This window comes from Pseudomonas khavaziana, from assembly GCF_019145205.1.
GTDB classification, from domain to species: domain Bacteria; phylum Pseudomonadota; class Gammaproteobacteria; order Pseudomonadales; family Pseudomonadaceae; genus Aquipseudomonas; species Aquipseudomonas khavaziana.
In genome coordinates, this window is sequence record NZ_JAHSTT010000003.1 from 171,541 (window position 1) to 195,951 (window position 24,411).

At 54.3% G+C, this 24,411-nt stretch carries 29 protein-coding genes and 1 pseudogene; 4 read left to right on the forward strand and 26 right to left on the reverse strand.

All coding sequences use genetic code 11. The features are described 5' to 3' along the window. Positions 1–7 precede the first annotated feature (7 nt). On the reverse strand, positions 8–2,095 hold the full coding sequence (locus KVH01_RS08710; protein WP_217881167.1) for a TonB-dependent receptor: 2,088 nt from the start codon (positions 2,093–2,095) through the stop codon (positions 8–10). Between the two features lie 413 nt (positions 2,096–2,508). Between KVH01_RS08710 and KVH01_RS08715 the strand changes: the two genes are divergently transcribed. Further along, complete coding sequence (locus tag KVH01_RS08715) at positions 2,509–3,825, forward strand: OprD family porin (protein WP_217881168.1); 1,317 nt, start codon at positions 2,509–2,511, stop codon at positions 3,823–3,825. A gap of 107 nt (positions 3,826–3,932) precedes the next feature. Here KVH01_RS08715 and KVH01_RS08720 read toward each other — a convergent pair whose 3' ends face one another. The 6 genes from KVH01_RS08720 to KVH01_RS08745 all read right to left on the reverse strand — a co-directional run bounded on the left by KVH01_RS08720 (position 3,933) and on the right by KVH01_RS08745 (position 10,696). Beyond that, entirely contained in the window at positions 3,933–5,510 is a 1,578-nt protein-coding gene (locus KVH01_RS08720; RefSeq protein ID WP_043047356.1) for a M48 family metallopeptidase, read from the reverse strand. 13 nt (positions 5,511–5,523) lie between these two features. Next, positions 5,524–5,889 (reverse strand): hypothetical protein, encoded by a 366-nt coding sequence (locus tag KVH01_RS08725; RefSeq protein WP_043047355.1) that lies wholly within the window; start codon positions 5,887–5,889, stop codon positions 5,524–5,526. 37 nt (positions 5,890–5,926) lie between these two features. Next, positions 5,927–7,270 (reverse strand): CHASE2 domain-containing protein, encoded by a 1,344-nt coding sequence (locus KVH01_RS08730; RefSeq protein WP_217881169.1) that lies wholly within the window; start codon positions 7,268–7,270, stop codon positions 5,927–5,929. Positions 7,271–7,477: 207 nt separating this feature from the next. Beyond that, complete coding sequence (locus KVH01_RS08735; protein WP_217881170.1) at positions 7,478–7,762, reverse strand: DUF3077 domain-containing protein; 285 nt, start codon at positions 7,760–7,762, stop codon at positions 7,478–7,480. Positions 7,763–8,517: 755 nt separating this feature from the next. Then, entirely contained in the window at positions 8,518–9,600 is a 1,083-nt protein-coding gene (locus tag KVH01_RS08740; protein WP_217881171.1) for a HesA/MoeB/ThiF family protein, read from the reverse strand. Beyond that, positions 9,584–10,696, reverse strand: a complete 1,113-nt coding sequence (locus tag KVH01_RS08745) for a ThiF family adenylyltransferase (RefSeq protein ID WP_217881172.1) — start codon at positions 10,694–10,696, stop codon at positions 9,584–9,586. Before KVH01_RS08745 ends, KVH01_RS08740 begins: the two co-directional genes overlap by 17 nt. Positions 10,697–11,046: 350 nt before the next feature. Between KVH01_RS08745 and KVH01_RS08750 the strand changes: the two genes are divergently transcribed. Continuing rightward, positions 11,047–13,251, forward strand: coding sequence for an ATP-binding cassette domain-containing protein (locus KVH01_RS08750; protein ID WP_217881173.1), 2,205 nt, complete (start codon positions 11,047–11,049; stop codon positions 13,249–13,251). A 23-nt stretch (positions 13,252–13,274) separates the two neighbouring features. On the opposite strand, the gene KVH01_RS08755 is transcribed toward KVH01_RS08750, so the two are convergent. From KVH01_RS08755 to KVH01_RS08835, 17 genes and pseudogenes are all read right to left on the reverse strand, one after another. Then, the gene (locus KVH01_RS08755) at positions 13,275–13,589 is read right to left on the reverse strand and encodes a hypothetical protein (protein WP_217881174.1); all 315 of its coding nucleotides are present in this window, start codon (positions 13,587–13,589) and stop codon (positions 13,275–13,277) included. Continuing rightward, positions 13,586–14,233 (reverse strand): annotated as a pseudogene (locus KVH01_RS08760) (integrase domain-containing protein); the annotation flags it as partial. The gene KVH01_RS08755 and the pseudogene KVH01_RS08760, both read right to left, overlap by 4 nt. 421 nt (positions 14,234–14,654) lie before the next feature. Beyond that, positions 14,655–15,563 (reverse strand): ImmA/IrrE family metallo-endopeptidase, encoded by a 909-nt coding sequence (locus KVH01_RS08765; protein WP_217881176.1) that lies wholly within the window; start codon positions 15,561–15,563, stop codon positions 14,655–14,657. 17 nt (positions 15,564–15,580) lie between these two features. After that, on the reverse strand, positions 15,581–15,892 hold the full coding sequence (locus KVH01_RS08770) for a hypothetical protein (protein WP_217881177.1): 312 nt from the start codon (positions 15,890–15,892) through the stop codon (positions 15,581–15,583). 9 nt (positions 15,893–15,901) lie between these two features. Next, the gene (locus KVH01_RS08775) at positions 15,902–16,219 is read right to left on the reverse strand and encodes a colicin E3/pyocin S6 family cytotoxin (protein WP_318836571.1); all 318 of its coding nucleotides are present in this window, start codon (positions 16,217–16,219) and stop codon (positions 15,902–15,904) included. Between the two features lie 377 nt (positions 16,220–16,596). Beyond that, a complete protein-coding gene (locus tag KVH01_RS08780) occupies positions 16,597–17,745 on the reverse strand; it encodes a site-specific integrase (protein WP_217881178.1) in 1,149 nt (382 codons plus the stop codon). After that, the gene (locus tag KVH01_RS08785; protein ID WP_025858917.1) at positions 17,742–17,948 is read right to left on the reverse strand and encodes a hypothetical protein; all 207 of its coding nucleotides are present in this window, start codon (positions 17,946–17,948) and stop codon (positions 17,742–17,744) included. Before KVH01_RS08785 ends, KVH01_RS08780 begins: the two co-directional genes overlap by 4 nt. After that, a complete protein-coding gene (locus KVH01_RS08790; RefSeq protein ID WP_217881179.1) occupies positions 17,945–18,211 on the reverse strand; it encodes a helix-turn-helix domain-containing protein in 267 nt (88 codons plus the stop codon). Before KVH01_RS08790 ends, KVH01_RS08785 begins: the two co-directional genes overlap by 4 nt. Beyond that, on the reverse strand, positions 18,201–18,614 hold the full coding sequence (locus KVH01_RS08795; protein WP_217881180.1) for a hypothetical protein: 414 nt from the start codon (positions 18,612–18,614) through the stop codon (positions 18,201–18,203). The genes KVH01_RS08790 and KVH01_RS08795 overlap by 11 nt, the downstream gene beginning before the upstream one ends. Next, the gene (locus KVH01_RS08800) at positions 18,607–18,774 is read right to left on the reverse strand and encodes a hypothetical protein (protein WP_217881181.1); all 168 of its coding nucleotides are present in this window, start codon (positions 18,772–18,774) and stop codon (positions 18,607–18,609) included. Before KVH01_RS08800 ends, KVH01_RS08795 begins: the two co-directional genes overlap by 8 nt. Beyond that, positions 18,771–19,043, reverse strand: a complete 273-nt coding sequence (locus tag KVH01_RS08805; RefSeq protein WP_217881182.1) for a hypothetical protein — start codon at positions 19,041–19,043, stop codon at positions 18,771–18,773. Before KVH01_RS08805 ends, KVH01_RS08800 begins: the two co-directional genes overlap by 4 nt. Next, entirely contained in the window at positions 19,031–19,720 is a 690-nt protein-coding gene (locus KVH01_RS08810; protein WP_217881183.1) for a hypothetical protein, read from the reverse strand. The genes KVH01_RS08805 and KVH01_RS08810 overlap by 13 nt, the downstream gene beginning before the upstream one ends. Before the next feature lie 48 nt (positions 19,721–19,768). Next, positions 19,769–20,374 (reverse strand): DUF1566 domain-containing protein, encoded by a 606-nt coding sequence (locus tag KVH01_RS08815; RefSeq protein ID WP_217881184.1) that lies wholly within the window; start codon positions 20,372–20,374, stop codon positions 19,769–19,771. Positions 20,375–20,428: 54 nt separating this feature from the next. Continuing rightward, on the reverse strand, positions 20,429–20,596 hold the full coding sequence (locus KVH01_RS08820; RefSeq protein WP_217881185.1) for a hypothetical protein: 168 nt from the start codon (positions 20,594–20,596) through the stop codon (positions 20,429–20,431). Positions 20,597–20,598: 2 nt separating this feature from the next. Next, complete coding sequence (locus KVH01_RS08825; RefSeq protein WP_054898049.1) at positions 20,599–21,033, reverse strand: tellurite resistance TerB family protein; 435 nt, start codon at positions 21,031–21,033, stop codon at positions 20,599–20,601. Between the two features lie 2 nt (positions 21,034–21,035). Then, on the reverse strand, positions 21,036–21,251 hold the full coding sequence (locus tag KVH01_RS08830) for a hypothetical protein (protein ID WP_217881186.1): 216 nt from the start codon (positions 21,249–21,251) through the stop codon (positions 21,036–21,038). 64 nt (positions 21,252–21,315) lie between these two features. Then, entirely contained in the window at positions 21,316–21,699 is a 384-nt protein-coding gene (locus KVH01_RS08835) for a response regulator transcription factor (RefSeq protein WP_217881187.1), read from the reverse strand. Between the two features lie 159 nt (positions 21,700–21,858). Between KVH01_RS08835 and KVH01_RS08840 the strand changes: the two genes are divergently transcribed. Next, on the forward strand, positions 21,859–22,167 hold the full coding sequence (locus tag KVH01_RS08840; RefSeq protein ID WP_217881188.1) for a DUF1654 domain-containing protein: 309 nt from the start codon (positions 21,859–21,861) through the stop codon (positions 22,165–22,167). A gap of 182 nt (positions 22,168–22,349) precedes the next feature. Here KVH01_RS08840 and KVH01_RS08845 read toward each other — a convergent pair whose 3' ends face one another. Together KVH01_RS08845 and KVH01_RS08850 are read right to left on the reverse strand one after the other, a co-directional pair. Beyond that, the gene (locus KVH01_RS08845) at positions 22,350–23,060 is read right to left on the reverse strand and encodes a DUF3800 domain-containing protein (protein ID WP_217881189.1); all 711 of its coding nucleotides are present in this window, start codon (positions 23,058–23,060) and stop codon (positions 22,350–22,352) included. Positions 23,061–23,072: 12 nt separating this feature from the next. Then, positions 23,073–23,897 carry an XRE family transcriptional regulator gene (locus tag KVH01_RS08850; protein ID WP_217881416.1) on the reverse strand — a complete coding sequence of 275 codons (825 nt, stop codon included), beginning with the start codon at positions 23,895–23,897 and terminating at the stop codon, positions 23,073–23,075. Between the two features lie 90 nt (positions 23,898–23,987). Between KVH01_RS08850 and KVH01_RS08855 the strand changes: the two genes are divergently transcribed. Beyond that, the gene (locus KVH01_RS08855; RefSeq protein ID WP_217881190.1) at positions 23,988–24,284 is read left to right on the forward strand and encodes a transcriptional regulator; all 297 of its coding nucleotides are present in this window, start codon (positions 23,988–23,990) and stop codon (positions 24,282–24,284) included. The last annotated feature ends 127 nt before the right edge of the window (positions 24,285–24,411 follow it).

Sequence of the window (24,411 nt, forward strand, 5' to 3'; positions counted from 1 at the left end):
TTCGGCCTTAGAAACTGTAGGTACCTGTGACGACCAGGCTACGCGGCTCTCCTGGTTGAATCTGCGCCGCGCTGGTCGCCGAGGCGTAGTAGTTCTTGTCGGCGATATTGTTCAGTGCCGCCCTGACGTCCCATTCCTTCTGACGGAAACCGGCCAGTGCGTCCCAGCGCCCATAGCCCGGCAGCACCACGGTATTGAGGTTGTCGGCGTAACGATCACCCACCAGGGTCAAGCCGGTTTCCGCGTACCAACCCATTTCGGGCTTCCAGGTGATGAACAGGCTGGCATTACGCTTGGCTACGTCGCTGATCCGTTTGCCTTCAAAGCCATTGTTGTCCTTCTCCACCTTGGCGTCCTGCAGCCCCACGCCGCCGCGTACGTACCAGTTGTCGACGATCTTGCCGGTGGCGGTCAGCTCCACGCCGCGTGAGCGTTGCAAGCCTGTGAGCAGGGTGATGGTGCGGTCCAGCGGGTCGCTGGTGCGGCGGTTGTAGAGTTCCAGTTCGTACACGGCCAGGGTGGTGCTCAGGCGGTCGTCGAGCCAGTCGCTTTTCACGCCGATTTCTTTTTGCTTGGTCAGCTCGGGGCTCAGGTCATTGGCGCCGCCTGCCGCATTCGGCGTGATACCGATCAGACCGCCGCCTGCGGGTGTGAAGGTCTTGCTCCACGAGGCATAGAACGAATGGTGCTCCAGCGGCGTCCACACCAGGCCGACGCGTGGGCTGGTGCTGTGGCTCTTCACGTTTTGCTGGGTGTTGAGCAACTTGCTGGTGGTGTCCACTTCAAAGCGGTCGTAACGCAGCCCGCCCAGGAGCTGCCACTGGTCATTCAGGCGCAGTTGGTCCTGAACGTACAGGGCGCGACTTTCGACTTCGGTGTGGTTGTTGCTCGAAACGCTCATGCGCCCGGTGTGGCTCAGGTGGCGATTGGGTTGGTTGAGGTCCAGGCCCGGCACGGCCTGGCCGCCTCGATTGACGGCGGTAGCGGAGTACAGCTTCGGATCGCGGCGCTGGCTGCCCAGCTCAATACCGGTGAGCAGGCGGTGCTCCAGGCCGAAGGTGTCGAAACCACCTTCCAGCTCAAGGTTGTTGAACACATTGCGGGTGGTCAGGTCCTGCTGCCAGTGCTGGCGGGTGACGGTGTTGGTTTTCGGGTCGTAGCCGGTCTGGTAGGTATTGTCGAAATCGCTGTCGAGCTTGAACACGCCGAGGGTGTGGCGCAGTTGCCAGTTGGCATTTACCTCATAGGCGAGCTTGGAACGCAGGGACTGGGATGTATCGTCGATGTAATCGCCGCTATCGAAATAAGTGGTGCTGCGGCTTACATCGGCCGGGCGCCCGTTGACCCCGGGAATGCCACGGTCCGGCGTGCGGTTGTAGCGGCTGTATTCGTATTGCACCAGCCAGTTCAGCTCGGGGGTGAGCTGCCAGCTCATCGACGGTGCGAACAACTGGCGGTTGCCACTGACCCCATCGCGAAAGCTGTTGTTGTCCTGGTTGCCCATGTTCAGGCGCAGGCTGATGGTGTCAGTCGGGTCGGTGCTCAGGTCGGCATACAGGCTGCGCAAATCATTGCTGCCGCCTTGGGCTTCGATGCTGGATTTTTGCCCCTGCGTGGGCAGTTTGCTGACGCGGTTGACGATCCCACCCTGGCCGCCGCGCCCGTACAGCACCGCAGCCGGGCCCTTGAGCACTTCGATGCGCTCGATGTTATGCAGGTCGCGTACGTACTGGCTGTCGTCGCGGATGCCGTCCAGATAGAAATCGTTGCTCGCATCGAAACCGCGTATGCGCAAGCTGTCGAAGCGCGTGTCGGCGCCGCTGCTGACGTTAGGGATGCCGCTCAACGCCTGGCCCAGGTCGTTGGTGCCGTAGGCGCGCAGGCTTTCGGTCTTCACGGAGTCGATGGCCTGGGGCACGTAGCGCACGGATGTGGTGGTGCGAGTGGCGGTGCTAGTCTCCTTGACGCGTGGGTCGTCTTCGTCAGCCTCGGCATTGATCGAGGTTTCAGGCAATACCGTGGTCGCATTGGCAAAACCGACAGACAGCAAAAAAGAGAGGCCTAAGGAAATAGGCGTCAGGCGCGGGACAAGCATGAGGGTGAGTATCCAAATGGTCTGGAAGGGAAGTAGTGCGCGAATGGTAATGCTTTGCATTTGCGCGTGTTATCTATTCCCTATGGCGTTGCCCGTAAGATTTGTTACTCGATGTGTTTTTGTCGGTGATCAGGGACATTTGGCGAGTTTAATCGCAGCGCTTTAGCTCGCTGCTTAGACGAATATCGCCTAAATACAGACGATTCACGAAATTGACACTTAGTTCAATGCCCGCATAGGATTGCGCCCAACGCCTGTGGCTAACCACCATGACTAAATCCAAAAAAAAAGGCCCGCGGCAGTTCAGTCGTCCGCGGGCCTTCTTTTTGCGGGAAACAGTCGACACCAGAAAAAAGCAACACGGAGCCTGGTGTCACAGCGCGTACTCAACCCGTAATAAGGAATATAAGAATATGTTGAAGCAACGGATGAGTCTGATCGCTCTGGGGATTTTGAGCGCATCGACAGCAATGGCAAACGACCAGGAGCAATCCAAGGGGTTTGTTGAAGACAGCCACCTGAACATCGCTGCACGTAACGCCTACATCAGCCGTGACTACAAAAACGGCAAGCAGGACAAAGCTGAATGGGGCCAAGGCTTCATCGGCAAGTTCGAGTCCGGCTTCACCCAAGGCACTGTGGGCGTGGGTGTGGACGTGATTGGCCAATACGCTATTCGCCTGGACGGTGGTAAAGGTCGCGCTGGCGCCGGCGGTATCGACTTCTTCAAGCAGGGCAATGGCACTATCGATGACAACGGCAAGCCCAACCCGGGCTCGGCGCCACACGATCTGGCCAAAGGCGGCGCTGCGGTGAAGTTCCGCGTTTCCAACACCGTGCTCAAGTACGGTGATCAGTTCCCGGCTGTACCTGTGCTGCAGTACGACAACTCCCGTCTGTTGTCGGAAACCTACACCGGTACGTCGATCGTTTCCAAAGAGATCGCCGGTCTGCAACTGGACGCTGGTCACTTCACCAAAGAAGCACGCAAGAGCATGGAAGGCACCGACAGCGGCCGCCTGAAAAGCATCGACTACATTGGTGGTAGCTACAAATTCACCGAAAGCCTGTCGGCTGCCCTGTACGCTTCCGACATGCAGGACGTGCTGAAGAAGCAATACGTCAACGTCAACTACGTGCTGGCCCTGCCAGACCAACAGTCGCTGACGTTTGATTTCAACGGCTACAAAACCAAGTTGGACAAGAGCTTTGCCCTGGAAAACCAAAAGGACGAAGACGCTCGCGACAACAAGATCTGGAGCCTGGGCGCCACATGGGCCGTTGGCCCGCACAGCTTCACCATCGCCCACCAGCGCAGCACCGGCGACACCGGCTACCTGTACGGCGGCTACCGTAACGCTGGCGGCATCGGCGACGGCGGCAACACCATCTTGCTGGCCAACTCCTACTGGTCTGATTTCAACGGCAAAGATGAGCGCTCCTGGCAAGCGGGCTACGGCCTGGACTTCACGCCCTTCGGCGTGCCTGGCTTGACCTATAACATTGCTTACGTGCGTGGCACCAACATCGACGACGGTACCAACCGTGGCCGTGGCACTGAGCGTGAAATCTTCAACCAGTTCAAATACGTCGTTCAGAGCGGCCCAGCCAAAGACCTGAGCCTGCGTGCTCGCGCTTCGTGGTTGCGCGTGTCCAACAACGCCAGCGAGTACAACGTTGGCGGTAACGAAATCCGTCTGTTCGCCGACTACCCGATCAACGTTTTCTAATTGATCGAGCGTCGCGCCTGATTCCAGGCAATAAAAAACCCCGACTGGTTCGGGGTTTTTTATTGCCTGGCGGCGAGTGTTTTCGCCTGGGTGGAGTGTTCTGAATGTCAGGCTTTAACCGGCGCGAGCTTCTTGCAGTTTTCCTTGCGTGCGGGGTATTGCTCGCACTTGCGCAGCACGGTTTGTACCTGCTGCGTATTCTGCAGTTGCTGGTTGGCCAACAGCTTTTCAGTGATGAACAGCTCTTCCGAGCCCAGATTGCGTTCGGCCTTGTCGATCATCGCCAGCGCCGCTTGCCCATCACCCCGCTTGAGGTGGTAGCTGATCATCAAGTCATAGGTCGAAGGGCCGGCCAGGGACCAGTCCTTGATCGCCTGCAACTCTTTCAACGCTTCGCTGTTTTTACCCTGGGCCAGGCGCACGGTATAGGCGGTGCGCCGAATACTCGGCTGGTCCTTGACCGGCGAAGCCAGTGCCTTGCGGATAAACCTTTCGGCATCCGGCACTTTGTTTTTCTCCAGGGCATCGATAGCAAAATACGCGTCCTTATAACCCTGCAAGGCCTTCGCCACTTGGGGCGTGTTCTTCATCTTCGACCAGCTCTGCGGATTGACCCGGGCGCGGCGTTCCTGGCGATATTCGCGTTGCAAGTACTGGCGCAGCTCGGTGTCGCGGTCCATGGCCGACATATGCGAGCGGTTGAAGTACTGGGTGGTCGCGGTGATGCCGGTGGTCAGGCCGTCCTTGACCAGCACGTCCAGCTCTTTGGTGAACTGGTTGAGATTGAACTGCTGCAGCGAATCCTGCATGGCATTCTTGCGCGCCGTGAGGAAGCCCGTGAGCAATGGCTTCTGCTTGCCCTGGAAATCATTGAGGCGCTCCAGGCTATGGGTGGCGGCGCGCGGGGCGTAACCGGCGCGGATCATCAAGTCGGTGCCGAGCAGGTCAGCCTGGTCTTCCTGGCTACGACCCCAGGCGGTGCTCCATACCTGATCGGAAAAGGTATTGGCCAGTGCGGTGTACAGCACCGTGTTACCGATGGTCTTTTGTGTGCCGGCCGGGTCTTTGCTGAACAGTTTCATCGTCCCGGAGCTGCGGTCGACGCCCGTATCGGCAGCCATGGTGGCCAAGGCGACCGTGGAGGCGACGGTGGTGAACATGTCTTTCTGCTGCTGGAAGGCGGCCATGCGGTCATGGTGATGCAGCAGCACATGGCTCATTTCATGGCCAAGCATTGCCGCGATTTCGTCTTCGCTGGCAACGTTGTCCAGCATGCCCAGCGGTACGAACAGGTTGCCGTAAGGGTCTGCCGATGGCCCGAAACCATAACTGTCGGTGATCTTCACCTGCAGCGGCGGCAACTCCCCCGGCCAGCCCTTGGACAAGCGCGTGACAATGCCCTGCAAGTAGCCTTGCAACATCGGGATATCCACCAGGTTCTGCTGACGCGCTTCGGCAGCCGGCACCGCCCGCCCGTCGTAGCTCAGGCGCTGCTGGCTCTGGCGCTGTGGATCGAGCTTGTAGTATTGGCGTACGTCGGTGTTGTCCACGTAGTGGCCCTGGACCCGGGATTGGGTCGAAGGCCCCACCAGGTTCAAAAACGCCTGGTCTGCGCCCTTCAAGGTCGCGCAACCACTGAGCACGGAACAAGCCAACAGGCTGGCTGCCACTCGATATCCCTTCACCGCAACGCTCCTTTTATTGATTGCAACCGGCACCAAAACCGATGGTGGAATTATTGCGGCTGTCCTTGGCCTGGCTTTTGGTCAGGCCCTGGCAAGGCAGGTCGACGACGTTCAGCGGTGGTTCGATGCGCAGGTCCATGGTGTCCAGCCAGACCTTCTGGCCGGCCAGTTCTACCTGCACCAGATCCAGCGCCTGGTTGTACTGCAACACCGGCACGGGCTGGGTGGGCGCATCCTTTTTCGCCAGCTCACGCTGTTGCTTGCCCTGTTCGTCGAGCACCGTCACCGGGTCGGCCAGGAACGCCTGGATACTGTGGGTTTCCGCCCAGGCGCCTGGGGTGAAGAGGGCGGCGAGCAAGACAATCAGACTTCTGTTCATCCTTGGGTTCCTTGAGTCAAAGGGCAAAGCGGCACACTCAGCGATCGCGGTCGAAGAAAGCTTCGATCCGCTCGCTGAACAACACCAACGACAGCAATACAATGCCCAGCACGTTGACCGGGGTGATGTCATTGAGGCTCAGCAGCACACTGACCGCCGCCAACATCGACATCACCAACAGCCACGACGGGCACGGCGAGGTAAAAAACCAGATTTCCTGGCGCCGCCAACGGCTCCAGGTGCGATGGCCCGCCAGGCGCCGTGCGTGCAGCGCCTTGAGCACGGCAATCAACGCCAGCAGCCCGAGTTCCAGCAGGTCCAGCCAATTGAAGGGCAGGGCGGGGAAATTGGCCGGTTCATGGTCGTAGGCCATGCCTGAATTGATCAGGTTATCCAGGGCCATGGCATGCAGGTAAACGCCGGGGAGCTGGCCGTGTACCGGTGACTCCACCAGATCCCCCGTGGACGCGATATTGGCACCCACCAGCACCAGGCGGTCGCGCAGCAACTCTGCGATCAATGCCTGATCGTCGGGGTCGCTGACCTCCAGGTCACTGGCCGACAAGGTCAGCGTATAAGGGCACCGCGCCTGGGCCGAGTCATCAAGCTTCCAGAACACGGCCTGAAAGAACTGCGCCACCCCGTCCAGCAAAAAATGCCGCGCGGGCGCGCAGTGGCTGATATCCGCAATACGCGCCTGTTCCGGCGCCAGCTTCAGCCCCCATTGCACCGCGATGGGCTGGCGCTGCACAGCGGTTTGCGCATCCACCGGCGGCGGCTTGCACTCGTGCGCGGCACAGAACACCCGGTACAGCGCCAAGGCGGGGGTTTCCATCAGCCCGGCCTGGGTGTGCTTGGCCAGTGGATACTTGTCATCCACCCCTTCCCACACCACCAGGGCTGGGCGGCTGACCTGCATAAAAGGCGCCAGCGTATTGGCCTGGCCCGCCTCTGCGCGCGTCAACCCGGTATTGGCCAACCACAGCGGGATGCCCTGGCGTTGATAACGCTCAAACACATTCGCCAGCAACTGACTGCCCCGCGCCGGGTCGCCCAACGAGTGGTCATGGCTGTACAGCAAATCCACAAACACCGCTTGAGGCTTGTAAGCCAGCAGGCGCTTGAACAACTTGCTCTGCTCGCCATAAGGCATGGGCCACGAACTGTTGTTGCGCATCAGGTAGGCATCATCGATCAACACCACCGCCACCCGCTGCTGCCCAAGGCTCGGGTAGTGACTGGCGAACATGCGATTGAGCCACTGCGCCGACGCCTTGTCGCTGGAACTGGCCAGGCCGAAAGGATCAAGAATCGCCAGCAACACGATGATGACCGCCAGCCAATAGCGGCGGTATTTGAACAGCGGAGGGTTCGACAACATCCATGTCTCGATTAAAGGCACAAGCAAGGCGGGGTTTTTAACCGGAGTGGGAGGGAGTGTCAAATGGAAAAGTGGCTAATTGCCATATAGCGCCCGACGTACGGATCGCCACTCGTAAAAAAGCCCCGACCTATTCAGGTCAGGGCTTTCCTTTGTGGGAGCTGGGCTTGCCCGCGATGACGTCAGCCCGCGCACCACACGACTTCTTTATTGCTCAACATTCCCTGGCGACTCCAACACCTTCACCACATCATCAATCACCGCCTTGCTCATCTCCTGCAAATAATGCGACGCCCAGGCATAACGGTCCGTGTCCTGCGCCATCGCCGCATCTTCCGCGAGCAGCTTGGCGAGATGGAGCAGGTCGGAAACGTGATGCAAGGCTTCATGCAGGGAGACACCGCTGTTGACGCGGAACAGAGGTTGGTCGGAGTGAAAGGAAAAGGGGGTGACGCCGAGGGTGGTTAACGCAGACGCATTTGTAACGGTCATCGGTAAAACTCCCGTATCAAGTGAGAGCTACCACATTCGTTATCAGGCGAATTGGGTGGCAGCTGTGCGCAGGCTGATAAACCGGAGATACAGGAACCCGGCAGACCCGAAGGTCTCCCACGCACAGCCGCCATTGCACGAATTTTGAGGCGAAAAAAAAACGCCTGCAAATCGGGTTTTGGGGGCGCTTGGTGTGCGCCTGCATCTTGCCGGGTTATCAGGCCCGGTCGCTGAATTGGCAGCGACAGGAGGGAGGGTAGCGTGGTGGGGCGTGGGGAGCAATCGGGAAAATGGATTGGTTAGACGCCTGCTGGGTTAAGAGCAGGAATTGACTGGATAATTATTGGTTTTATGGGAGCGGCATAATTATTGGCTAGCCATAATTTTCTATAAAAGCTTGATTGCTAGCGAAAGGCGCTGGCTGAGGTGAGAAGGCGCGAGAGCATGCCACGCTGATCGTCGGTGGATTGGATGGCACACGAGGCTTCCGGATTGCAATGTGTGGAAAAAGAGGGCTTGCGGAAACTACAAGGCTCTCACGTTTCTGCGAGGGCTTCGTTTTGTATGGTGCGGCACCAGGAGTCAAATCGTATTCCAATATATTGATTTCATTCAATAAATGCTCGTAAGAAAAATGACGCTATCTCTAAAAGTACCCTGGTTTCAGTCAAAAGACATTTATCTGGTGAGTCTGTCAGTCGGACTTATGCGGCTAACTGTAGATGGAGCTTGTAGCGTGAAGTGGTTGCAATGGACTAAGAGCAATATTCGCAATCTACATTTCTCTGGACAGAAAATGCACCAAAATCAAAATCTTTAAGGTTAAATTCTAGACGCTTATTTATCACGCCCATAAATTCTAACGGGACTCCAAAAATTAATTTTATTGCTTCTGTAGCTGTAATCGATGCAGAAATGCTGCACAGAGGCCCCAGACTTCCTATTTTCCTGTACTTCCTGTTAAGCTTTTTGACACCAAATAGCTCTGCGGCATTGATTGGAGTGAGAACCTTATCAAAGCAATGAAAGCAAGCTGTAACTCCGGGGATTACGACTTGGCCGACTAGCGTTAGATGCAGATTATAACCTCCTCCAATGATATGCGATATTCTATTCTTCAGGCAGAAGTCGGAAACAATCTTGGACGTGTGGTCAACGCTTGGATAATCTGCGCAATTTATAATCATGTCAGGTATACATGGAAGTTGCTCAAAGTCTTCAACGGACTGCATTTTTTTGATATATGTATATAGTCCGGTTCCATATGAGGTTTTTATATTGTTATAAGCTGCGGACACCTTTGGAGTCCCAATATCTGCCTCAAAAAAAAGATCCTGTCTATGGAGGTTGGATTCCTCAACAATATCATCATCCATAACAGTAATGTTCTTTACGCCTGCCTTGACCAAGCTATGTAAAACCCATGTGCCTACTGCACCAAGCCCCACAATTAGCACATTTCCACTCCATCCTTTCCGGAGTGAATTGTTGATGGCTGAAGTAGAGTGGAAATAACTCTCAAGTGTATTTATTAGTCTAGGAAATGAGTGCAGGCTCGACTGTTCATATTCTTCATCAATCTCAATCAGTACATACTTTGAATGAAGAAATTCAACTAGATCACTAAGCTCGTTAAGCAGTACTTCGGGGTATAGAGCACCGATTGACGCCACTGTCATCAAGCCATCAAATTGCTGAAGTAATTCAACGATGTTTGAGTACTTGAGATCGAGTGAAAATCCAACTCTTAGATTACTATCGAAAAACTCAATAAGCGCACCGCGACGCACTAATGCAATGCAGCTTCTAAGCCTATAAACTTTATTTTCCACAGACATCGCAAACATCCCTAGCTGGAATTTCAATCCATTCAATTTCACCTTTTCCAGTCATAAACTCTCCTCGCTTAGAAAGTCTCGACTTATAGGCATTGCCGCCAGCAATGTAATTCAGTAGTTGCACGCAGCCGTACGACGCTGAAAAGAGTGACATGCTGTAAAGCCCACCACTACCTCCGATAACATGAGTTTTCGTGATGCTAGATTCATGTATCTTATAGGACGGCTTCCAATCCGCTAACGCTACGGTAAAGAAATTAGTAGAGCAATCAACACAATTGGACTCGCCGGGAATATAAAAGTCTCCCGTGCTCATTAGGTGCGCGTCAAAGCCTCCCGCTACATAGAGAGGAATGTTTTTTCTCCATAAATATCGCCCGAGCTTGGCTGATGTATGGCCGATATACGGTTCGTCTGCCGTATTAACAACTAACGAGGCGTCATCTACAAGGCCAGAAAGATCAGTGAGCGGCAATAGTTTGTCCTGTATGCCAATTACATCAATTTCTGAATTTATTCTGAGAAGGTAGCGTTTTAGGGCATGAACTTTCGGCTGCCCTAATTCCGACTTTGAAAAATACGGATGTCTTTCGGAAGAGTGCTGTTCAAGTTTTTTATTGTCTACAAGCGTGAGCTTTGAAACGCCTGCTCTGGCTAAGCTGATGGCAATTGAAGAGCCAATTGCACCAATCCCAAAAATAACGCAGTGGGTATCCAAAATTCGCTTATGAGCAACTTCTGCAGGCACTCCAAAAATCCAATCCGACAGAAAATTAATCTGCCTTGAGTATCGAGAGTTCTGGTCTATATGAGATGGATGCTCTAGCACGCCATTGTCGATCAAGTATTGCAACGTCGATTTTAATTCGTCGGCATCCAACTCAAAATCAAGGCGTTCTAAATGGGTGGAAAGCGAATGAATTCCATCAAAGACTGACAATAATTCGCTGAAAGCAGGATCAATCTGGATAGATAGCTTTTGCCTAGTGTTAATATGATAAAACTGAATGGTACAAACATCAGTTTCAGTCATAGACACGTAAACATCCACGCTGTCTTTTATCTTTAAGACAGGATTCAGTGTGAAAGCGTCCATTCTTCATCCTACCGAGAGGGAATGGGTGCCAAAATGTTGGCACCACTCCATAATCAATATTGCAGTACGCCAGCATTCGCCTCGAGGTACTCATCCCACGAATCCAAGCTGCCATCGTCGGACCCGATATCTGGGCGAGTGCATACCCTAGTGCAGCAATCGCTTCTGCTGCCGGAACAAGTAGTAGTGTACTTTGTCCCAGCTTCAGGATGTTGATTTACCTCAGAAAACTTTAAACTTACCTTCTTTTTGACCATTGCTAACTCCGTTTACGTTATGGACACAGAGCAAAAACAATACCATAATGGCACAGTCATGTCACTCGCGGATTTTTAATACTGGAGTCACTCATGCACGGAAGTTCAAAAGAGAGGCTATTTGTCGTTAATGGTGCAAAGACCAATAATCTGAAAAGTCTAAATGTGACGATCAGATTGAACTCCATAACAGCTATAACTGGTATTAGCGGAGGGGGGAAATCATCATTAGCGTACGGTACATTGTATTCGATTTGTAAGCAACAGTTTAGCCAGCTTGAGTCCGGGACGTACGATCATGCGGTATACAATGTCGATGAGTTTCATGGTGCGCTTCCAGCAATAGCGCTAACGCAAAACAATTTTAACTCCAACCCCAGATCCACAATTTATTCGTATTTAGATATACCAAGCTATCTTTATTCAATCACTCCTAGTAATGACACGAATATTGACCAGTCAATTCTTCGCTTGAACAAGCCCGGAAATGAGTGCCCTCATTGTGGAGGAAGCCGAGAGACGCTTTCACTGAGTGAGAACCTCTTAATTGACGACTCAAAATCTTTGAAGGATACGCCATTTAAATGCTGGACAGGCGCCAATCTCTCCAAATATGGGGCTCTCCTTAGTGCTTTTTGTGAGGATGAGGGAATCGACATAAGGAAGACCGTGCGAGAGCTACCAGCGGCTCACAAAAAAAAGATATTGGAGGGGGAATCCGCTAAAAAATATAAAATAAGTTTTACCTTTTCCGGCAAGAGAAGAAGTAGAGAGGAACGGTATGTCGGACCAATGAGAACTTTGCAAGAATTCTCTCAAAGCAAAAACATATCTCAATACGATGCTTATAGAAAGTTTTCCACTCCTTCCCCCTGCATGATGTGTGATTCTACGGGAGTTGATCGTGAAAAGTTCAAACGAAGCAAAATTGGCGGAATGTCACTTTTTGATATTTTAAGACTTCCAATTTCAGAATGCCTTGAAACTTTGAAGGTGTCTTGTCAAAATTTTTCTCCCGCTCTCGACTCCCTGATTCATCAACTGGACACGTTGATGCAGCTTGAACTTGGATATCTGACGTTAGCTCGCCAGATCCCAAGCCTGTCCGGTGGAGAATTACAGAAACTCCGGTTCGCCCAAATATGCAACACTCAAATTTCAGGCGTATTATTTGTCCTTGATGAAATATCTTCACAGGTCTCCAAAAACCATCACGAACTTCTCATCCAAAAAATGAAGGAGATTTGTGATCGGGGGAACACGATTGTACTGATTGAGCACAACGATTACTTCATCGCGTCTGCAGATCAGGTAATCTGTGTAGGACCAGGTCCAGGAGAGGAGGGCGGATATATAGTACCGTACCTACCTCCTCAACGCATAGAACCTCGAAATCATAAAGTATTAGAAAAAAGAGATTTTTTTCAACTCCCTAAAGTATCTAATAACAATGTCGTAGGTGTGTCTGCTTCAGTACCGAGGGGCTCTATCACAGGCGTATGTGGTGTTTCAGGTTCAGGTAAGTCTTCATTCGCGTCCGCTATATCCCAATCCTTGCCACAAGTTAATTACGTATCGCAAAAACAAATGCGCGGAAATATTAGATCAACAATTTCAACCGCGTTAGATTTGAGTAGCACGATTGCAAATATTTACTCAAAGAATACGGGTGCGTCCAAAGAGTTATTCCTCCTGCAGCCAGGTAAACCCGGTTGCTGCGATGAATGTGGAGGCACAGGCGTTATTGAGTTCACGAGAACCTTCGAAAAAACCTTAAAAATTTCATGCCCGACTTGTGAAGGTGCGTTGTTCTCAAATGAAGTTGATGATATCTGTATATCAGGATTGAATATTAAGGATTTCTATTTTAGTGCTCTTCATTCTTTGCCAAAGGAGCTTGTAGGGCAAAGTAAGAAAATTGCAAGCATTGTAGGAATATCCGAAGCGTTAGGAATATCTCATCTAAGCGTAAGCAGAAAAATTGGAAGCTTGTCCGGTGGCGAATCTCGCCGAGTTAAACTATTACAGGCGTTAGTCTCACCAAATAAAGAGAAAACTCTAATTATAGATGAGCCTGGAGCAGGCCTTGACAGGCTATCTGCAATAAATGCTATACGCCATATACATCAGTATGCCGAACGCTTTAAGGCGATTTTGGTCATTGACCATAAGCCTGAAATCCTGAATGAATGTGATTATCTACTGGAATTTGGGCCGGGAGCGGGGCCTGATGGCGGAAAAATAGTATATTTTGGGCCTCCGGTGTACAACAGATTAATAGGCGGCCAACAAGACTGAATAAATAGATCTACGGGGCCTAATCAGCCCCGCAGAGCTCGACTTTCAGTTTCCTGCGCTTTACAGTTTTTGAAAACCCATGAAGCTTTTAGACGCCTTGCGAGCAGCCGAATGGTAAGTAGATAGTAATAACGCGTCGATTCACTACGCCCGTATAGGCGATTGTTGAGAAACCATACCATATGCTTTTTCTGCCAAGCCCAAGGCGTATCTCGCTGCCAGCGTTCTGCGATTTCAGATTGAATCAGTTTCGCCTGACGCAAATGGCGTTTGCGCGTTGCGTGCGATCCGGTCAGGACGCCGGTCAGAAACAATTCCATATCGAAGGGCTTACTCATGTCAGTCCTCCGATGTAGGCAGCGACCACATCAATCCTACCGTGCCCCAGCTCATAGCCGATTTGGCTTCGTGCTTCATAATCAAGACGCGGATCCATCTGGCGGCATTGACCACCGTTGATAGGGGCGCCGTGTTGGGTGATTTGCTCGTAGTGCTCACATGCGTAAGCCGCTCGTAATTCATGGAAGCCTTTGAGGTTGTATGCGTGGAGAATGTCCCGCGCAGGGCGGACTATTTCCTGTAGAACGTTGAAGTAACTTTCGTGTGGCGCAATCAGGTTGCGGCTACCCGTAGGCGACACCTGCTTCGCAAATCCAAGCGATACTCGAACTTGCTCGTCCATCGTAATCCAGCGGGGTGCCGATGCACCGACACGGCCGCCTTTGGTGCCGTCTTGGATGTTGATCTTGCCGAATTCTCTAGCCTCCCGACTTAGCCGTGGTAGATCCGCCAAGATGACCTCACGCAAGCGCATGCCGGTGGCTCGCGCCAATAGAACGATAGCGGCGGCCCTTAGCTGATGATGGCTGCAAAGCGCATCGACGATCTGTTGAACCTGTCCGTGGTCCTGGCCCTGTGGCACCGAGTGTCGAACCCCGGTGCGCTGCATACCCAACGCCTTGCTCGGACTTGGCAATTTCACGAGGGAAATAGGGGTCAGACCACCATTATTGAAAACATGCTCTGCCCCCTATTTTCTGACCCCTATTTTCCGCGGTGTTTGTCACGAGGGGGAATGCCGTAAAGCCTTGTACGAGTTGGGCTGCAGCAGTGGTAGGAGCGCCCGTCTCTTTCCGGGAGAAAGAGACGGGCGCAGGTTGGCGCAATGAAATGGCCAAGCGAATAGGTTGCTGCAGGGCAGCTATGAAAGGGAATAAGTTGCCGCAGTGGGCACACTGATAAAAGTTGGCATCCATCACATCGCTGTGACCGTGCGAGCCGCCGGATGCTAATCGCGCTTTGGGTGAACCACCATGGTGTGGCGTAGCCTTAAAGGTTCTGGCTACCTGGGTTGCTCTCAACGACAGCGCTTTGCCCTATCTTTTCTACGGCGGTCTGATCACTCAACCCCGCAGTTTCAGCTCCCTCACCCGTTTGATCACAAACTGTTCAAACAGAGGGTGCTCAGTCACCACATCGTACATCTCATATTTTGTGAATGCTCGAATGACGGCTCCGCAGATTTCTGCCTCGTCGAGCGCTTTGTTTTTGCCGTAAGCAGCAGCAAGAATGCCGTTCATGTTCTGCAAATATCCCTGCGTGCCAGTGTCATGCAGGATTTGGTTGAAGACTTCCCGCCACGGCCTCTTGTCCACTTCCCGTATGTCGCGGCCGATGAAGGTCCAGCTCATGTAAAACTGGCCGTCTATTTCAAAGCTTTCGAAACGACAGTCGGTCTGAAAGGTCTCGCTGCTGACTTCGGCGTTTGGTTCTGGAGGGTACGGTGCCGTTTGGGATCTTCGCGTGCTGAGAACTCTGGATGCGCTGTCCACTTGTACGCAAATCACAGGCTGCGGGAGCGGGCGTAATATTTTATTGAATGTTGCTTCTTTGGATGCCCCGGCCTGGGCAAGGACCGAGCGGAAATAGTGCTCCACACTGGATGCGGCTTTGAATGCTTCACGCAACCAATCAGATGGCATCAGCAGCTCCGCGGCGAAGCGATTGGCTTCGGTCTCCATTTGGCTGTAGGCAGCATCCACTTCCCGGTTCTCCAGGTGGGAGACGATTGTGCCTGTGTGCCATGGGATAACTACGTGCCCGATTTCATGGGCCAGCGTAAATTTTCGACGGGTAGCAGGTGCGCTTGAGTTGATCAGGATGCGGGGCTTGGTTGCAGCACCAATACCAATGGTGATTCCGTCCACGCCGAACGGCAGTTCAAGGTATTCAAGCTCCCCATAGGCAGAGGCTAGCTGTTCTAGATCGTAAGGCGGTGTCAGCTTGCGGATAGCCAGGACGCGACTGGCCATTTTTTCTTCTGGGGCCACTAGATCTTGCCCACGCTGCGTAGCCAGGCTTCGACTTTGGTCGCTTCAGCGACCGATCGTGTGCGCGCAGCAATCGCAAATTTGTCTTGATCGAGTTGGTCCTTAAGAGAGGTGCCGTACTTGTGGGCAGTCAATACAAAAGGTAAGACAGACGGGGTGGTTGACCACAGTTGGTACTCTTCCCACTTCATGCCCAGATATTCATGCAATTGCATGTCGGCGCCTTGACGACCCTCGTGCCAGTCCTCGACGAACTGGTCGATCTCTTCTTCCAGCACATCGCCTTTAAGGCAAAGCTCTACAAAATTCATATGAACCTCTCAGTTCGGTTTGATCCTTCGACCGCGGACGGCAGGTTTCAAGGCAAGCCCGGTTTCAGGGCAGACCGAACCCAGGTGAAAGCCACGTCGGTCGAAGACTTCAAACTCGCCGTGAAGCGAATCCCATGAGTAGTATCGTTGCTCTACGGCATCAAAGTAATACTTACGGCCACCCTCTACATACGCGACTCTGAAACCGCTGACAATAGAAGGATCAGGTCTAGGTTTGCCGCCCATCCAAGGTTCCCTTAATCCTGAAAACTGGTCTTGGCATCTTCGCCAAGGAGGGGCGGGACTATACCGTAGCTGGATTGGCATGGGCCGCAGGCTGGAGCGCGGATTCGTTTCAAGAAATCGCAAAATGCATGTGATGGAACCAAGGATCTCCAAAACGAAAAAACCCGCCAAAAGGCGGGTTTTTCGGGGGTTCCAGAGATTTTTAAAGCCTTCTCTGGAACCTTGTATGGTGCCGGCACCAGGAGTCGAACCCGGGACCTACTGATTACAAGTCAGCCACCCAACACAATAACCACAACGCGTTCAGCCGTAATATTGTACGCGTAGGACGTGCCTTTGGGTCATGTTTTACGGCTTCCTTCGGCTTTTTGTACGCGTAAAAGACTGGAGGAATGTCCAGCAGTCTCTACCGTCACGCTGTGGATAAAGCTGTGGGCGGCTTTGGCTTAATCAGTTGCTCAGTCTGCCGATGGGTTCACGGTTGGCACGCTCAAGTCGTAAACATCCATCATGGATTCGTCCTTATGGCCGGACGCCTGTTGCTTGTCTGCCCGGGTGCCCACCGTGTCGGTGATGCCCTTGCGCTTGAAGTCGTGCATCCCGAAGCGCTGCTCCTCGGTGAGGACGCCTTTATCGATCGCCTGCACTATCAGCCGCTGGAATGCTGTATCAAGCCCCGACTTCGACAACTGTCTGCCGGTGGCGGCGATGATCAGGAAGCGCTGGTCTGCCCGGATCGGTACAGGCACACGCTTCCGCTCCCAGGTCTCTGACCTGACGGCTTTGGCTGCATCCCAGGCGGCGCGCAGCCGAGGTGTCCACCGAACGATATTGTCCCGACTTCCCTTGCGGCGGTTGGTCAGCACGCCTTCGGTGAGCTCGTTCTCGTCGGTGAGGGTGATCGTCTCGATACCGCGCAGGCGGCAGAGGTAGCCGATTTCCATCACGTACCAAAGGTAAGGCGAGCAGGCCCCAGGCTGGCCGCTCTTGAGCTGGCCCTGCTGCTTCGCGAACCTGATCAGGTTGACCATGACCGTGTCGTCGGGCAGTCGTCGCTGTTTGCGCTCTTTGGGCGACTCGATGCCCTTTGCCGGGTTGTCCTTCACGAACCCACGGTTGCGGCCCCACTGCATCACACGGCGCAGGTAGCGCAGGGCGTGTGCGGCCTTCGATGGCTTTCCTTCCTGGGCGATCTTGTCGATGATCCGCTGAATCAGCGCCGGCGTGAACTTGAGCACCGCCAGTTCGCCAAGCGGCTTACCGAGCTTTGTCGGGAACGCCAGCAGCACGTCGCGTGAATAGACGTAGTCGTCGTGGGTTTTAGAGCTGAGGACCTTGTACTGATCGCTCTTGTGGAACTCGTCACACAGGTACTGCAGGCTGTCACGGTCTACGCCATTGCGTTCCTCGATCAGCCGGTGGAGCTCTGAAAGCGTCACGTTGCCCGCGCATAGGTTCTGCCGCTGGCGCCGGCCGGCCTCATTGAAATACAGGATGTACCAGCACCCCGCCCCCCGGTGGTCGAAATACACCGAGCGTGGCAGGGCCGCCTGGTCAATATGCCCAGGGATGTTTGGGTTGTGCTGGCGCTTCCTTCCCCGCTTCATACAATGTCCGCGTCATACTTTTCTTGATCGATTGGCTTGAGGCCGCCCGCCTGATTGACCAGGTCCACGGTGGTCCAAGGCCCCTTCCTACCGAGGAATATCCGTATTCCTTCCCCGCGCAATGCCTTCTCCACGTCAGCACGCCGCGTATAGCCGGTGATCCGCTGCAACTCCTCGAACTCTATAACTCTAGCCGCGCTCATGTCTGCCCGCCTTCGTGTCGCGACACGTCTTCGGTATTTGTGGATGGTGTCGCGACCTTCACGTATAGCCCGCCGCGCTCAATGCAAAACGCTTCCTCCAGGCGCACCACCACCTTCAGCCTGGGCTGGCAGGTGCCCGCTTCGTAGCGGCAGATCATGCCTGCCGTGGTGCCAACACCTTCAGCGAGGTCGCGTTGGGTGGTGCCCGCCCTTGCCCGAAGCAGGGCCAGCTTCTCGCCGTCAAAGACTGGTTTATTGCTCATGGCTATCCTCCAGCACCAGGTTTGTCTTCCGGTAGCACTCAGCCGGAAAGCCATACTCGCGGCAGGCGCAGCGCTCACCACATTCATCCTCACGCTGCTCGATCCGTAACAGTCCGTGCTTCACACCGATGTCTTGGATGTCGCCACCGTCAAAACTGCCACCCTCGAAGCTGGCGTTGATCATCTCAACGGCGAAGGCTTTGAGCTGGTCGCGCTCGGTTTCGAGTTTTTCGATTCGCTTCTTCAGGCGGATCGCACACGAATGCTTCATGCCATTTCGCGCCTCGTCGAGATCAGCGAGTAGTGTCTGGGCTCTGGCGTAGAACTGTCGGCGGGATATCTCGCTGCCCATTGCCAATTCAAAGGGCATTGCTATGACGGCCCTGGCCATATCTTCACTCATTGCTTGCGCCCCGCTGAAAATGGTCAGCCAGCACCCGGCGTGCGTCGATACCGCAAGAAGCCGACATTGCGTAAATCTGGCCGAAGGTTGTCTCCCGGGGCTGCAGGGCGTTGAACAGTTCGATCAGGCGCTGGCCCGTTATTCCGTTGAGGCGGCTCATAGCTTGAGCCCCTTTTCCTGTGGGAGCGGGGTGGCCTGCAACGGGCTAATTGCCACCGGCAAACCAGCCTGAAAGCCCCGGCCCTCCTCGCTCGTTTGGGTGGCCTGCTGTAGGAACGAACTGTCCGGCAAGCAGCTGATCCCGGTGTTGTTCAAAATCCAGCAGGTGACGCCGCGGGCGCTGTCGTGCTGAACGTCGATCAGTTGCTCGCTGGCGGAGGCGGCTTGGCCAGCCACCAGAAGCAAGGCAATTGCGATCAGTCCGCGCATGGCTCGTCCTCCCGGGCACCTGGGTAAACGCGCATAGCACCGTCGACCTCGGAGTCGAGCTCTTGCTCGATCAGCATGTTGCCGGACTTGGCGCGCGGCACCAGGTCTTGGCGCGGGGTGTCGAAGGCGACATCTCGCAACCACTCATAGCGTTTGGCGTTCGCCGCCATCCGCACGCGCTCGTCTATATGCATCGATTCGGTAACTACCGGGATTCCGGTAGTTGAACTCGGCGACCCGAAGACCTCGGCAGACTTCACCTTGTCGAGCAGATCCCATATCGCATCCATCGCTTGGTGCGACTCATCCCACATCTGTTCGCTTGGCTCGCCACCGTGACCCAGGACGGCATTCAACCCGCCGACCTTGACGTTGATGCGGTGGAGCAGGTCGAACATCTCTTGGGCGTTGGCGGCAAGGTGTGCGGGTGCGCCGAGGGCGGCTTCGTACAGTTCAATCTGTGCAAGGTGAAGCTCACGAGCCTCACCCAGGCGCTGGATAGCATCACCTTGGCAGTAATGCTCAAGAACGCCCAGGCCCCGCCCGATGGCGACGATCAGGCCGGTACCGACAAACTGGTGAACCTGATTTAGGGTGCTACCTTCCTGTGGGCGCAGAACAACTGTGATGCGGTCGAGCTCTGGCGGGATCGAGGTTGGGGTTTCGTTGGTGCTCATGCGGATCTCCAGTGCGGCCGAAGCCGCAGAAGCAATTGAAGGAATGAATTACTGGATAGGAAGGCTGCGGACAGGGCGCGCGAGCCGCTCGCTGTACTTGCCGAAGTAGTAGAGCCAGCCACCTTCAAAGGCCATGAAGTAGGCGTTGTAGGCGGACCGCTGCGAGCTGCTCCAGTACGCCTCTTTGGCGAAGCTGTCCGGGATGAACGTCCACGCATGGTTCAGCTCGGCAATGCTCGGAAGTACGAAGTCGTGATGCCCGTCGGCGGTGTAGTTGCCAGCAGCCTCAGCAGCCGGAAAGGATCCGTCGGTATCGCGCAGAATGCAGGTGTTCAGCACTCCGCTGGATTTGCTGGTGGCGGTGGTCTCAGTGCCATGCTCGCACCAGGCGAAGCGGCCTACATCCTCTGCGGCAAATATCTTGTGATACAGCTGACCATCCTCATCCTGCTGGATGCCGGCATAGATCCCACCTTGGCCAACCCAGTATTCGCCGATGGCTGGTGGATCGAGCACGTCACCGGCAGGTGTTGCAGTCGCGGCAGGCACACCAGTACCTGGTTCCAGGAAGCTGACGCCGGGTGCTAACTGCTCAGGAAGAAAAGTGCTGACGCTGATGTGCAGGTTTCGGATATTGATCAGTGGTGCTTTCATGATGATCTCCTGGCCGATGGCGCAGATGTGCGCCAACGGCGGCTGTGGATGGACTCAGTTGGGCTTTGACTTACCAGCCATCAGCACCACCAACAGCAGGACAACCAGTACCAGGTCGCCCACCATTGAGAAGATGCGACTGGCCGAGTCGACGAAGACAACGCCACCGGCGAGCCCGTAGGCCGCCAGCGAACGTGCCTTGGTACCGAACCTGGCCAGCATGGTTACAGGTGGTCTTTCAGGTTGAGGCCCAGCAGCTTGGCGCTACGCTCCAGGGCGGTCATTTCCTGCGGCTCGATCTCACCGTCAGCCTCGGCCACCGTCAGCATCACGTTGAGAACCGTCAGCGCCTCGGCCGGCGAGTGCGCCAGGTCACCAAGCTCTTTCTCCGCGTTCTGGCGAAGGATGCGGGCACCCGACTTGAAGTCGGTCTTGGCGCGGTCGATTGTGTTGGAGAGCTCCGCGCCGAATCCTTGCAGCGCCGGGTTGTTGCTGAGGATGGTCTCGATCTTGGAGAGCTCGCTTTCTTCCAGCTCGCCATCAGCCGCGGCGACATAAATGGAGCCGTAGACCACGGCCTCCATCAGGTCACGGTTGGCCAGCTTGGCTACCGCAGCGCGGGCCTGACCAGATTTCTTGCCGAACAATTTACCGAGCATGATTACTTCCTTTCAGTGGGTGCGCTTTTGCGCGGGGTTTGAATTGCGTAAACAGCGAGGGCGGTCGTAGTGATCACCCAAAGGCAAATGCCGAACAGGCCGCCGATCAGCTCGAAGTCGCTGGGGTTATCGAAAATCACCGGCACGGCCTCGGAGAACCAGATCAGTGTCACGAACAGGTAGAGCACGAACGACAGCAAGAGCTTGAACAGCTTCATTTCACTTTCTCCTGGCCGAACGAATCCCGGCCGCGTTGTTGGCTTTCGCAAAAATCAGGTTGGGTTAAACGGTTTGAGCGGCCTCGATGCGGCGGAAAGCAACGCGAGTCTCAATGCGGCGCTCGCCTGGGCGGCGGATGCGGCTGAACTGTTCGGTGTTGGCTTGTTGGGCGGTGATCACCATGCACAGCAGCACGACCAATGGGCTGATGACTCCCTTGCGCATTGCCTCCGCTACCAACTGGGCGCGGCGGGTTACGCCGAGCTTTGTCGATGCAGCGAGAACGCGCTTCTTGATGCTCTCAGGCTGAACGCCCAGGTCCCGCGCCAGCTCTTTGCTGGTCTGGCCCATGGCAATCCCCAACACGCACTGCAGCTCACGCAAGGCCAGGCCCATGCCAAGGTGTCCGGTCCAGTTACCGCTGGTGATTGAGGTTGCTGCGTTCATGTGGGAACTCCATGCTGGGGTGCGATGGGGTGAATATAGGTTAGCCTTTATTTGCCTGTCAACAGGTATGCCTTTATTTTTGACAGTATCTCCCTGAGGCCGAAATTTTAGGTACGCTCATCCATACTGTATGGATGTACATATATTGGGGGGGTATTTATGGCCAAGGTAAAAGAAAGGGCGCACCAAGAAATGCACGGCGTGGAGCGGCTCGGACTACGGGTCTCGTCAATGATCAATCACCCGACCGCTCAGCATCAGCGCTGGGTGACGATTCATCGCCTGGACACGGACGGTGATCGAGAGTGGGGAGAGGTGATGGGGCGATTGTCGGAGACGGATGATATAGAGCTGACGTTTAACGACGAAGATGAGTCGGTGACGTTGAGATGGGAGGCGCCATCGGAAGACGACAGACCTGTTGAGGCTGCGGATTTTGAGGTGGTAGAGGAACCGGCGCCTTTCTGATTGGGTTGGAGGTGCTAAATTTTTCTGTACGCGTGACTTTAGCAGTGCTTTAATCGTCTCCTTAGCAAAGGGAAGGTCCGAGTATTTAGACCTGTCCTTGACTTCAATCTAAATGGGTTGCGACTACGCGGCCGGCGCTAGGCCCCTGAGACTTTGACTCAGGGGCCTTTCGCTTTTCTGGGTCAGGGGAAAACCTTCTTTCCGTATCGACCTATCTTCTTCTTCAATATTTCATAAGCCCGGTTTGGCTGGTTTGGACGCAGGACCGACAGACCTATTGGTCGTGCCGTTAGGTCCGCGAGTTGAAGTCCCACAGAATTCGTCTTCTTGTCCGCGATGCAAATTTCGAACGGATATTTCTTGGCTCCCCAGTTGGCACCGTCACATACGCGCCTGAAAGCGAGCTCAAGGTCGGCATCTTCCTTGCCACCGCGAGCCTCAAATACAAAATGGGTCTCCTTTAGGTGGTCGCCAAGACCAAGTAGGTGCTTATAGATGCGCTCCAACCCGAACTGCATGGCCAGGTGGTAGGGGTGCTTCGGATCGTTGTAGCGGTCTTTGTGGAGCTTCTTGTCGATAACCACAGCAAAAATATCAAACTCGCTTTCATCCATGATTTGGGATAGTCGATCAAGAAGATCTTCTCGATCTTCCTTTCCCATCTTCGAGAATCGCCCCTTTTTTCTTACGATTTCCGACTCATGGAAAACGACATGATCATGACCAAAAAGGTCGAACTTCAGTCGATTCACTTTTGGCGATAGCGTGTCTATGTATTCATCTTTATGGATCAAACAGAAGGTCAGGGCGAAAATCGGATAGTTCTCATCAATCGACTCGAGGCTGTGGTCACCGCTTTCGTCAACAAATACCACCCAGTCACTTCGAGCCATCTATGCTGCTCCTCACGCCTTCCTGGCATTCCAGATAAGTAGCACCTTGGCATGGATCGTCACGTCTTCCAGGCGTGCCTCCTGGTCCTTGTGTTTACTGTTGTCCGAGATCAACCATAGGTGCTCAGCATCCAAAACTTGCAGACGTTTAATGTAGAGAAGACCGTGCCAAGTGATGACATAAATGCCATCGCCTATGAATTCGCTGACCCCGCGATCAACGATCACAGGGTCTTTATCATTGATCGTGCCTTCCATGCTCTGGCCCCAGCCAGTTATCACAGCCAGCGCTGACAGAGACGTGTAAGTCACCCCCTTCTCGCGCAGCACCTCTTCACGCACCACGAGGTTCCGAATTGCCTCGTTGTAGTCCGCAGGCACTTGACCGTGCCCCATGGCGGCACGAATGTCGTACTGAGGGATAAGGATCTCGTCGGACCGGGCTTTTAGATTGGAGAAGTCACCGTGGATGACCCCTTTAGCCTCAGAAGGGACATCCTCAACTGCAGCCAGAATTTTGTTACGCGTCTCATCCGGAAGACCTTTACCTATTCTCGCCAGCATTGAGCGCACCTGATCCGCAGAACTCATTTTGGAGTCGCTATCGGGCTGTCGATGGTCATAGCCATCAATTTCGGGTGAGCCGATGCCCTCAGAAAGCCATAGAGGGTCTACGCCACAAGCGTTAGCGATTCTTACAAGATATCCGCTCGTTCGAGATAGTCCACGCTCAATCTCAGACACTGACGCCTGCTTGATTCCCGCTCTTTCGGCGACCTCAGACTGGGTCATTGAGGCTAATTTTCGAGCGTATTTGAGACGATCTTTAAGTTCCATAGCGACCAAATTTAATGGTTTACCTTTTAGCTTGCAAAAAGGAGTGCCTTTAAAATACAGTAAAGGCATACCTCTATTGAGCTATGTGAGATGACAAATGTATTTGGAGAGCTAGCCACCTTCTACGGCGGGCAAGTAGCCATGGCAAAAGCGCTGGGCGTTACCCAGGGAACTGTTAGCGGCTGGGTCAGGGGCATTCATGGCTGCTCGGCGGAAATCGCTTTCCTGATTGAACGCATGACCGAGGGGAAGTTTTTGGCCTCCCAACTCCGCCCATCGCTGGCAAACGCCTCGCCGACCTTGAACGCAAATGTACGCCCAAACCCAGCCGACCATCAGTCCCCTGTCGGTGCTGGTGTTTTGTCCAGTGGTTTTGGGAGCGCTTAAGATGACTGTACAAAAAAACAGCTGTTTTAACCCCCTTACCCATACCCGAACTTTTGCCGATCCTTAGCGCATCAGCGCCGGCTTCGAAGTCAGCTTCAACGCGCTGACTTTTCTCCAGGCAACAAAA

Excerpts from the sequence above, each read along its gene's own strand:
- KVH01_RS08710 (WP_217881167.1), bottom strand. The coding sequence starts at position 2,095 with ATGCTTGTCCCGCGCCTGACGCCTATTTCCTTAGGCCTCTCTTTTTTG.
- KVH01_RS08715 (WP_217881168.1), top strand. The coding sequence starts at position 2,509 with ATGTTGAAGCAACGGATGAGTCTGATCGCTCTGGGGATTTTGAGCGCA.
- KVH01_RS08725 (WP_043047355.1), bottom strand. The coding sequence starts at position 5,889 with ATGAACAGAAGTCTGATTGTCTTGCTCGCCGCCCTCTTCACCCCAGGC.
- KVH01_RS08730 (WP_217881169.1), bottom strand. The coding sequence starts at position 7,270 with ATGTTGTCGAACCCTCCGCTGTTCAAATACCGCCGCTATTGGCTGGCG.
- KVH01_RS08735 (WP_217881170.1), bottom strand. The coding sequence starts at position 7,762 with ATGACCGTTACAAATGCGTCTGCGTTAACCACCCTCGGCGTCACCCCC.
- KVH01_RS08740 (WP_217881171.1), bottom strand. The coding sequence starts at position 9,600 with ATGTCTGTGGAAAATAAAGTTTATAGGCTTAGAAGCTGCATTGCATTA.
- KVH01_RS08745 (WP_217881172.1), bottom strand. The coding sequence starts at position 10,696 with ATGGACGCTTTCACACTGAATCCTGTCTTAAAGATAAAAGACAGCGTG.
- KVH01_RS08750 (WP_217881173.1), top strand. The coding sequence starts at position 11,047 with ATGCACGGAAGTTCAAAAGAGAGGCTATTTGTCGTTAATGGTGCAAAG.
- KVH01_RS08755 (WP_217881174.1), bottom strand. The coding sequence starts at position 13,589 with ATGAGTAAGCCCTTCGATATGGAATTGTTTCTGACCGGCGTCCTGACC.
- KVH01_RS08765 (WP_217881176.1), bottom strand. The coding sequence starts at position 15,563 with ATGGCCAGTCGCGTCCTGGCTATCCGCAAGCTGACACCGCCTTACGAT.
- KVH01_RS08770 (WP_217881177.1), bottom strand. The coding sequence starts at position 15,892 with ATGAATTTTGTAGAGCTTTGCCTTAAAGGCGATGTGCTGGAAGAAGAG.
- KVH01_RS08775 (WP_318836571.1), bottom strand. The coding sequence starts at position 16,219 with ATGCCAATCCAGCTACGGTATAGTCCCGCCCCTCCTTGGCGAAGATGC.
- KVH01_RS08780 (WP_217881178.1), bottom strand. The coding sequence starts at position 17,745 with ATGAAGCGGGGAAGGAAGCGCCAGCACAACCCAAACATCCCTGGGCAT.
- KVH01_RS08785 (WP_025858917.1), bottom strand. The coding sequence starts at position 17,948 with ATGAGCGCGGCTAGAGTTATAGAGTTCGAGGAGTTGCAGCGGATCACC.
- KVH01_RS08790 (WP_217881179.1), bottom strand. The coding sequence starts at position 18,211 with ATGAGCAATAAACCAGTCTTTGACGGCGAGAAGCTGGCCCTGCTTCGG.
- KVH01_RS08795 (WP_217881180.1), bottom strand. The coding sequence starts at position 18,614 with ATGAGTGAAGATATGGCCAGGGCCGTCATAGCAATGCCCTTTGAATTG.
- KVH01_RS08800 (WP_217881181.1), bottom strand. The coding sequence starts at position 18,774 with ATGAGCCGCCTCAACGGAATAACGGGCCAGCGCCTGATCGAACTGTTC.
- KVH01_RS08805 (WP_217881182.1), bottom strand. The coding sequence starts at position 19,043 with ATGCGCGGACTGATCGCAATTGCCTTGCTTCTGGTGGCTGGCCAAGCC.
- KVH01_RS08810 (WP_217881183.1), bottom strand. The coding sequence starts at position 19,720 with ATGAGCACCAACGAAACCCCAACCTCGATCCCGCCAGAGCTCGACCGC.
- KVH01_RS08815 (WP_217881184.1), bottom strand. The coding sequence starts at position 20,374 with ATGAAAGCACCACTGATCAATATCCGAAACCTGCACATCAGCGTCAGC.
- KVH01_RS08820 (WP_217881185.1), bottom strand. The coding sequence starts at position 20,596 with ATGCTGGCCAGGTTCGGTACCAAGGCACGTTCGCTGGCGGCCTACGGG.
- KVH01_RS08825 (WP_054898049.1), bottom strand. The coding sequence starts at position 21,033 with ATGCTCGGTAAATTGTTCGGCAAGAAATCTGGTCAGGCCCGCGCTGCG.
- KVH01_RS08830 (WP_217881186.1), bottom strand. The coding sequence starts at position 21,251 with ATGAAGCTGTTCAAGCTCTTGCTGTCGTTCGTGCTCTACCTGTTCGTG.
- KVH01_RS08835 (WP_217881187.1), bottom strand. The coding sequence starts at position 21,699 with ATGAACGCAGCAACCTCAATCACCAGCGGTAACTGGACCGGACACCTT.
- KVH01_RS08840 (WP_217881188.1), top strand. The coding sequence starts at position 21,859 with ATGGCCAAGGTAAAAGAAAGGGCGCACCAAGAAATGCACGGCGTGGAG.
- KVH01_RS08845 (WP_217881189.1), bottom strand. The coding sequence starts at position 23,060 with ATGGCTCGAAGTGACTGGGTGGTATTTGTTGACGAAAGCGGTGACCAC.
- KVH01_RS08850 (WP_217881416.1), bottom strand. The coding sequence starts at position 23,897 with ATGGAACTTAAAGATCGTCTCAAATACGCTCGAAAATTAGCCTCAATG.
- KVH01_RS08855 (WP_217881190.1), top strand. The coding sequence starts at position 23,988 with ATGACAAATGTATTTGGAGAGCTAGCCACCTTCTACGGCGGGCAAGTA.